The sequence below is a fragment of the Autumnicola edwardsiae genome (genome assembly GCF_031846505.1).
Classification (GTDB): Bacteria; Bacteroidota; Bacteroidia; order Flavobacteriales; family Flavobacteriaceae; genus Autumnicola; species Autumnicola edwardsiae.
Map to the genome: position 1 here is coordinate 1 of NZ_JAVRHP010000184.1, position 2,862 is coordinate 2,862.

General features: G+C 38.9%; 3 protein-coding genes. 1 reads left to right on the forward strand and 2 read right to left on the reverse strand.

The window, feature by feature from the left end; genetic code table 11:
* A partial coding sequence (locus RM529_RS16705; RefSeq protein ID WP_311485883.1) for a DUF4138 domain-containing protein occupies positions 1-228 on the forward strand: 228 nt, incomplete at its 5' end.
* A gap of 29 nt (positions 229-257) precedes the next feature.
* Here RM529_RS16705 and RM529_RS16710 read toward each other — a convergent pair.
* Together RM529_RS16710 and RM529_RS16715 are read right to left on the reverse strand one after the other, a co-directional pair.
* On the reverse strand, positions 258-1,613 hold the full coding sequence (locus RM529_RS16710; RefSeq protein ID WP_037317149.1) for an RNA/DNA-binding domain-containing protein: 1,356 nt from the start codon (positions 1,611-1,613) through the stop codon (positions 258-260).
* 34 nt (positions 1,614-1,647) lie between these two features.
* Positions 1,648-2,862 (reverse strand): type IV secretory system conjugative DNA transfer family protein (locus tag RM529_RS16715; protein WP_311485884.1); only part of this gene is annotated, 1,215 nt, incomplete at its 5' end.

Genomic DNA, 2,862 nt, shown 5'->3' on the forward strand with positions numbered 1-2,862 from the left:
CGCAAAAAGGGAAAGAAGAAATCCTTACAACGCTTATACCAGGATCCGGTTTTCAAGTACAACTTGCCGGCTAAGATTGGAAAAAAACAAACGGTAAGATTGGTTTATGTTATGCCAAAATTTTCCTTGTCTAAAGAAAGGAGGGCGATATTGGAACTTAATGAAAAGGATGGGGAACGTAATTTAAAACTAAAGATCTCCCATCGGTTTATTAATAATCCTAATTGATAATTTTGAAAAATTCCGACTTTAAAAGTTTAAATTTTTCTGGCTTTTGCACCCCTGGCAGTCAGCCTATAACGCTGTTTACTACTTTGTGGTTTCTCGGGAATGGTCATTTCAATCAAGCCTTCGGCAAGGGCAGGTTGCAAATAATTTTTTCTAAAATTTTCTCTATCGGAAAGTCCTAAATGATATTGCAACTCACTTCTGCTATCTTCACCATTAATCACATTTAAGAGATCCTGAACTTGCGGGGTTACTTGCGGGGTCTCTTGCAGGGTTACTTGCGGGGTTTCATTAGTAGTTTTATCAAAAACTTCTTCTGAAGCTGGAAAAACCATTCGTAAAAAGTTCTCAGAGAACCGGAAGGAATCTTTACTATAGGATTCTAATATTCTGGGGATCCCCGATCCAAGTTGTTCTACCAAATCCAAGTCTTTATAAATGCGCATTAATTCTTTGTTGCGGGGAATCGAAAAACCTTCAAAAAATTCATTTTTACTTAAGCCATCCGGTAAAGAACCTGCAGAAGTGATTTCTATCCGATCACTAAAAATTTCAAATTTTGGAGCTATTTCACGAGTGTAATCATTATGGACAAAGGCATTTATAATGGCTTCCCGCAGTGCAATGGCATTCCAAAGACGACGTTCTTTTCGTTCACTATGGGTGATTTTGGTAATCGTTCGATTTTCCAAGTTCATTTTATCCAATACGCTCTTAGTGGCTTTTATTAAAGAGCAGTAACCATATTCATTACTTTCAACTAAATCGACCCGTGTATTCCCTTTATACTTAGCCAATTTAACAGAAACATTATTCTCATCTGCTAATAAATATGCTGCATAATTCAAGTCACCTCCTGTCGTAGTTAGCTCTAAATTTTTTCTGAATTGTTTGTTGAGGGGCTTTTGTTTTTCCTGGTAATAAATATGAAGTTGCTCAAACCTTAAATCCTGTCGGTGTGCTTTTATTTTTCCGATAGAATTTCGGGTACGTGTAGCAAAAAGTTCTTCAATGAGTTTTTGTGACATAGGCTCTGCCGCAGAACCAAGCCGTATAAAACAACCTTTTTCACTCATTCCAAATTTTTTGAGATGGTAAGGTTTTTCTGAACCGCTTGCTACGATAATTTTCAGAATATCTTTCCCATCCCGTTCCTCAGTTACAATATCAAATAACCCAAGTGCAGAAGGCCGTATATTGTTCCTTACCCTATCCTTAATTTTCAATTGCACACTATCAGGATCTTTCACCCCAAAAGTTCTTCCTTCCTTATCAATCCCTATATAGATAATACCGCCTTCACGATAATTTAAAAAAGCAACAACTTCTTTCTCCAAACCATCGGAAAGCTCCCTTTTATATTCTATACGGTTGGTTTCACTCATAAAAAAGATTTTAACGCCACAAATATACTTATAATTACTGGTCAAATATAGACCTGGCCTCCTTATACACCCGCTCAAAATTCGATTCCAAATCAGCTTTGGAATAAGGTTTTTGATCTTTAGCCGAAGGCAGATCGCGTCTAATATTCTGCAATCTAAACTGTACCTTTTTATCCTTTCCATCTGCATAGGTTATAAATTCTCCCTGGTTCAGGCGAAAGAAAACATCGGCTCGGATTTTTGGGATTTCCTTCTCCCCGGTGGTTACCCTCGTATCAAAATCAAGGCTGTACCCGCGGTTGACACTGGTTGTGGGCTTTTTCACAATTTCAAAAAAGCGCTCGTAATATTTGGCAGTATCGGGATCGTTCACCTTTCCAAAAAACTGATAGGACAAATTGCTTAAAATAGCCTTACTGGCTTTATCCCCATACATCATATCGTTTTGGATCTTATCCTGCATTACATAAATAGTAGCGATATCATAACTCCTCAGGGTTGCCGGGATCCGGTGCATATTCAACAAACGAAGGGTGGGGGCTTCTTCCATCAGTAGGAAAGAAGCTTTAGCATTTCGAACACTCATTTGTTTGGTAATGGTATGGATGATTGTGGCTATGACCGGGGAGTAGGAAGCTTCATATTTGGGATTGTTCACTACGGAAATAACCGAAGGCTTTTCCTCACTATTAATATGAAGCGGAACCTCATCTTTAGAAAGTACCATAAAAATCTGTTGGGTACTGATTCTTTTAAGCGCATTGGCCAGCGTACTTTTTACTCCCGCCGTTTGCCGTTCAGAATCTTTACCGCTAATAAAGGCATCGGCCATTGCACGGGAAGTGGTATTGGTTTCCAAAAATTGGATCAGGCTATCGGTATTTAAAAACTGATAAATAGCGATAAGATGCGGAAGGGTACAAAACTTAGGATAATCCGTTTTTAATTTCCAGATCAGTCCCCCGATTAGCCCTTCTGCGGCATCATTAAAAAATTTTGTAGTTCCCGAGGTACCTGATTCCCGTTGCTCGAGAAGGTTTTCCACCAGAACCCGGGAAACTTCATTGACACTTTCCTCGTTCTCCAGGTATCGTGGAGCGATGGGATTCACCCTATGGATGATTTTATCAAAGGAAATAATCTTAAAGGGAATTTCCCGGTCCTTAAAAAGGGGATAGGCCATTTCGGTAAGCTCAAAATCTTTATAGTCGTGAATCACCCCACAAAAATTCTCCTTTTGAAAATGCTT

Bases quoted from the DNA above. Each gene is read 5' to 3' on its own strand.
- RM529_RS16710 (WP_037317149.1), bottom strand. From the start codon at position 1,613: ATGAGTGAAACCAACCGTATAGAATATAAAAGGGAGCTTTCCGATGGT.